6 protein-coding genes are annotated in these 5,025 nt (G+C 63.5%); 2 read left to right on the forward strand and 4 right to left on the reverse strand.

Annotated elements, in window-relative coordinates; translation table 11 throughout:
• Together AC1DWI_RS13570 and AC1DWI_RS13575 are read left to right on the forward strand one after the other, a co-directional pair.
• Positions 1–223, forward strand: a 223-nt coding sequence (locus AC1DWI_RS13570) for a His/Gly/Thr/Pro-type tRNA ligase C-terminal domain-containing protein (RefSeq protein ID WP_477725014.1), incomplete at its 5' end; no start/stop codon positions are given.
• 7 nt (positions 224–230) lie between these two features.
• Complete coding sequence (locus AC1DWI_RS13575; protein ID WP_477669841.1) at positions 231–905, forward strand: lytic transglycosylase domain-containing protein; 675 nt, start codon at positions 231–233, stop codon at positions 903–905.
• Positions 906–1,339: 434 nt separating this feature from the next.
• Here the strand turns inward: AC1DWI_RS13575 and AC1DWI_RS13580 are convergent, their stop codons facing one another.
• The 4 genes from AC1DWI_RS13580 to AC1DWI_RS13595 all read right to left on the reverse strand — a co-directional run.
• Entirely contained in the window at positions 1,340–1,780 is a 441-nt protein-coding gene (locus AC1DWI_RS13580; protein WP_477669842.1) for an NUDIX domain-containing protein, read from the reverse strand.
• Positions 1,777–2,751: an ATP-binding protein gene (locus AC1DWI_RS13585; protein ID WP_477669843.1), complete on the reverse strand. Its 975-nt coding sequence runs from the start codon at positions 2,749–2,751 to the stop codon at positions 1,777–1,779. The genes AC1DWI_RS13580 and AC1DWI_RS13585 overlap by 4 nt, the downstream gene beginning before the upstream one ends.
• Before the next feature lie 12 nt (positions 2,752–2,763).
• A complete protein-coding gene (gene argJ / locus AC1DWI_RS13590) occupies positions 2,764–4,005 on the reverse strand; it encodes a bifunctional glutamate N-acetyltransferase/amino-acid acetyltransferase ArgJ (RefSeq protein ID WP_477669844.1) in 1,242 nt (413 codons plus the stop codon).
• Positions 4,006–4,062: 57 nt separating this feature from the next.
• The coding region (locus AC1DWI_RS13595) for an SEC-C metal-binding domain-containing protein (protein ID WP_477725015.1) at positions 4,063–5,025 on the reverse strand (963 nt) is incomplete at its 5' end.

Raw genomic sequence — 5,025 nt, forward strand, 5'->3', positions numbered from 1 at the left:
ACTGCTCGCAGCGGGTGTGGACGTGATCCTGGACGACCGCGGCGAACGGCCCGGCGCCATGTTTGCCGACTGGGAATTGATTGGCGTGCCGCACCGCGTCACCATCGGCGACCGCGGCCTGAAAGACGGCCAGCTCGAATACCAGCACCGGCGCGATGCGGCTTCCAGCAAGATCGACGTTGCCGGCGCCTTTGATTTCCTCAAGGGAAAGCTGGCGCTTTGACGCTCCAATGGTTTCCGTGCGCTCATTGACCCTGTCCGCATCCGAAGCTGCCGCACAGGCCAGGGCGCAGGGGATTTCCAGGCGAAGCTGCCTGCAGGCCCTGCCCATCGCCCTCAGCCCATGGCTGCTGGCGGAACAGGCGCATGCCGGCGCGCAGGTTGAAGAGCCGCTGATCGACTCGGTGCGCACCGCGCTGAGTTCTGCCATCGCCAACCAGGCGCCGCCTGTGCCCGAGTTCAAGGACACCGAAAGCCGGCTCGCCTACCTGCGCTGGCTGGGCGCGATGAGCGAGCGTCTCAAGAAGAAAAAACCGGAGTGGCAGATCCGCAAGGAGTTTTTGCAAACCGTCTGGTACGAAAGCCGCCGCGCCGGGCTGGACACCACGCTGGTGCTGGGCCTGATCCAGGTCGAAAGCAATTTCCGCAAATTCGCGGTTAGCAACGTCGGCGCGCGCGGCTACATGCAGGTCATGCCTTTCTGGACGCGCGTGATCGGCGACGGCGATCCCTCCAAACTCTTTCACATGCAGACCAACCTGCGCTTTGGCTGCGTGATCCTGCGCCACTACCTGGACCGCGAACGCGGCGACCTCTTCATGGGCCTGGGCCGTTACAACGGATCGCGGGGCAAGTCGCCCTACCCCAATGCCGTGATGGGTGCCAGCAAAGCCTGGGAGTATTAGGCACACCCCCGTTCAGGCTCACTGCGTGTAGCCTGCTCCCCCCTTGCAGGGGGCGGCGCCTGCGGCCTGGCAAAGCCAGTTCCGCGGCCCCAGCTTGATACAGCATGGCGCTATCAATTCAATAGCTACTCGCGCACGTCCCTATTGGACTGAGGTCCGATTTAATGCCTGAAAACAGGGTTTTGACGATGTTTTACGGCCAATACAACGAGTCCTGAAGGCATTTTGGTCTCTAAAAGGGGATTTTTGGCCTCTTTTTACCCATGAATAGTGCCTCTAGCCCAATGCTGGCGAGCGCGAGCAGCTATAAATTTAATAGCGGCCGGCTGCCTTGCCAGCAGGGGCCGCGGATCTGGCTCTGCCAGTCCRCAGGCGCCGCCCCCTGCAAGGGGGGAGCAGGCTACACGAAGTGAGCCTGGACGGGGGTGAGCCAATCAACGCTCTGCGGCAAACCAGTCGAGTACAGGCACCGTGCCCGGCAGCACCGGCTGCACTGTTACCGGCAGGTTTTGCCACGCATACGACTGGCCTTCGTGCATGTGCAGCTCGCCGGTCCACTCGAAGACCTTGCAGAAATTGAGGCGGACCAAGGCGTGCGGGTAGTCGACCATTTCGACCTTCCAGGGCTGGGCGGCGCCTATGGTGACGCCGATTTCTTCCTGCAGCTCGCGGCGCAAGGCTTCTTCGACCGTTTCACCGGTTTCGAGCTTGCCGCCGGGGAATTCCCAGTAGCCTTCGTAAACCTTGCCAGGCGGGCGCGAGGTGAGAAGGAAATCGCCGTTCGGACGGATCAGCACGCCGACGGCCACGTCGACCACCTTGCGATCCACACCGCCCTCGCGCGGGCGCTCGCCGTCGGCGACCAGCACGCTCATGTCGAATGGTCGGGGGCGTGGTCGCCATCGGGCGACGCAGCAGCCGCCGCCGCGCCCGGCCGTTCATACGCCGCGATGGGCGCAGCCGCCATAGGCCGGCTGGCGCTGTCGCGGCCGGCGTAGTCGCGGGCGAACTGGTAGGCCACACGGCCGCTGCGCGAGCCGCGCTCCAGCGCCCAGACCAGCGATGCGGGCCTCGCGGCTGCAATTGCATCGGGGCCCACGCCGAAGGACGACAGCCACTGCGCGACGATGGTCAGGTATTCGTCCTGGGTGAAGGGGTAAAAACTGACCCACAGGCCAAAACGCTCCGACAGCGAAATCTTTTCTTCGACCACTTCACCGGGATGCACTTCGCCGTCGTCACCGTGCGTGTAGGTGAGGTTTTCCGTCATGTACTCGGGCAGCAGGTGGCGCCGGTTGCTGGTCGCGTAGATCAGCACATTGGGCGTGGCCGCCGCGACAGAGCCATCGAGGATGGACTTGAGCGCCTTGTAGCCGGGCTCGCCTTCCTCAAAACTCAGGTCGTCGCAAAAGACGATGAATTTTTCAGGCAGCCCGGACACCACGTCGACGATGTCCGGCAGGTCGGTCAGGTCGGCCTTGTCGACCTCGATCAGCCGCAGGCCGCGCGCCGCATATTCATTGAGGCAGGCCTTGATCAGTGAGGACTTGCCGGTGCCGCGCGCGCCGGTCAGCAGCACGTTGTTGGCGGGCTTGCCGCTGACAAACTGCTCGGTGTTGCGCCGGATCTTTTCCTTCTGGTCCTCGATTTCCTTGAGATCACCCAGGCTCATGTTGCCGATGTGGCGCACCGGCTCCAGCGAGCCGTGGCCGGAGCTGCGCTTGCGGTAGCGGTAGGCAATCGAAGCGCTCCAGTCGGGTGCGGTGAGCGGTTGCGGCAGCACGGACTCAATCCGCGCCATCAGGGACTCGACGCGGGTGATCAGGCGTTCAAACTGCTCGTTCATGGGGTGCGCCGGTTAACTGCGGTAGTCGGCGTTGATCTTGACGTAGTCGTACGAAAGATCGCAGGTCCAGACCGTGTCGGCCGCATTGCCCCGGCCCAGCACCACACGCACGGTGATCTCGCTCTGCTTCATCACGCGCTGGCCGTCGGCTTCCACGTAGCCGGGGTGGCGGCCGCCGTTTTTGGCAACCAGCACATCGTCCAGGTACAGGTCGATGCGGGTCTGGTCCAGGTCATCGATGCCGGCATAACCGACGGCCGCAAGAATACGGCCGAGGTTGGGATCACTGGCGAAGAAAGCGGTTTTCACCAGCGGCGAATGCGCAATGGCGTAGGCGACCTTGCGGCACTCTTCGCCGGTCTTGCCGCCTTCGACCTGGATGGTCATGAATTTGGTCGCGCCTTCGCCGTCGCGCACGATGGCTTGGGCCAGCTTGCGGGCAATGTCCAGCATGGCGGCGCGCAGGGCCTTGCCTTCCACGCCGTCCAGCGAGGTGATGGGCGGGTGCTTCGCCTTGTTGGTGGCCATCACGACGAACGAGTCATTGGTCGAGGTGTCGCCGTCGACCGTCACGCGGTTGAAGGAGCCTTCGGCAAGCTCCGTGGCCAGTTGCGCCATGAGCGGTTGGGCAACACAGGCATCTGTGGCCATGAAACCGAGCATGGTGGCCATGTTGGGCCGGATCATGCCGGCGCCCTTGCTGATGCCGGTGATGGTGATGTCGGCGCCTGCAATCTTCACGCGCGCGGAGAAAGCCTTGGCGACGGTATCCGTCGTCATGATGGCTTCGGCGGCGTTGCCCCAGTTGTCGGCCTTGGCGGCTTCCAGTGCGGCTGGCAGGCCCGCCGCGATGCGGTCGTTGGGCAGCGGCTCCATGATGACGCCGGTGGAGAACGGCAGGATCTGCTCGGGCGCAATATCCAGCAGGCGGGCCAGCGCAATGCAGCTGGCGTGCGCGCGGCTCAGGCCGTCGTCACCGGTGCCGGCGTTGGCATTGCCGGTGTTGATGAGCATGGCGCGTATGCCGGCTGTTTTGCCGTCATTTTTGGTCAGGTGCTCACGGCAGATCTGCACTGGCGCAGCACAAAAGCGGTTCTGCGTGAAGACGGCCCCGACCGAGGCCCCCTCGTCGAGCAGCAACACCGACAGGTCTTTGCGATTGGCCTTGCGGATGCCCGCTTCGGTGATGCCCCAGCGCACGCCGGGCACAGGGTAAAGGTCCGCGGCGGGCGTGGCAACCAGATTGACGGGCATGTTCCAGGACTCCGGAAAATCAGGGTTAAATCGGCAGTGTTCAGCGCAGGGCGGTRCTCAGTTCAGTCGGCCGTGGCAGTTTTTGTACTTCTTGCCCGAGCCGCAAGGGCAAGGGTCGTTGCGGCCCACACGCGGCACTTCGTCGGCCGGTATGGCCGATGCGCGGCGCTGCGATTCGCTGTCCAGCGTCGTTTCCACCTCACCGGTTTCAGTAGGTGCGGTGTAGGTGACGTTGGTGATGTTCTCGGCCCGGTTTTCCAGTTCCTCGGCGGCCTGCTCGAGCTGTTCACCCGACTGGACCTTGACCGTCATCAACACCTTGGTGACCTCGTTCTTCACGCTGTCGAGCAACTGGCCGAAGAGTTCAAAGGCTTCGCGCTTGTATTCCTGCTTGGGCTGCTTCTGCGCATAGCCGCGCAGGTGAATGCCCTGGCGCAGGTAGTCAAGGGCGCTCAGGTGTTCACGCCAGTGGCTGTCGATGCTTTGCAGCAGGACGATGCGTTCGAACTGCGTGAAGTTTTCTTCGCCGATTTTTTCGACCTTGTCGGCGAATGCGGCGTTGGCCGCGGCAATGACTTTTCCCACGACTTCGTCGTCGGTGATGGCGGTCGCGGCTTCCAGCTCCTGGCGCAGGGGCAACTCGATCTGCCACTCGTCGCGCAGCACGTTCTCGAGCCCGGCGATGTCCCACTGCTCTTCAACGCTTTCAACCGGCACATACTGCCGCGCCAGGTCGGTGAAACAGCCTTCGCGCAGGGAAGCGATCTGCGCCTGCAGGTTGGCCGCATCCATGATGTCGTTGCGCTGCTGGTAAATCACCTTGCGCTGGTCATTGGCCACGTCGTCATATTCCAGCAACTGCTTGCGGATGTCGAAGTTGCGCGCCTCGACCTTGCGCTGGGCCGACTCGATGCTACGGGTCACGATGCCCGCCTCGATCGCCTCGCCGTCGGGCATCTTGAGCCGCTCCATGATGGCCTTGACGCGGTCGCCCGCGAAGATGCGCATCAACGGGTCGTC

Source organism: Polaromonas sp. P3_C2 (genome assembly GCF_056402675.1).

Coding starts and splice junctions, on each gene's coding strand:
- argJ (WP_477669844.1), bottom strand. CDS start 4,005: ATGCCCGTCAATCTGGTTGCCACGCCCGCCGCGGACCTTTACCCTGTG.
- AC1DWI_RS13585 (WP_477669843.1), bottom strand. CDS start 2,751: ATGAACGAGCAGTTTGAACGCCTGATCACCCGCGTCGAGTCCCTGATG.
- AC1DWI_RS13580 (WP_477669842.1), bottom strand. CDS start 1,780: ATGAGCGTGCTGGTCGCCGACGGCGAGCGCCCGCGCGAGGGCGGTGTG.
- AC1DWI_RS13575 (WP_477669841.1), top strand. CDS start 231: ATGGTTTCCGTGCGCTCATTGACCCTGTCCGCATCCGAAGCTGCCGCA.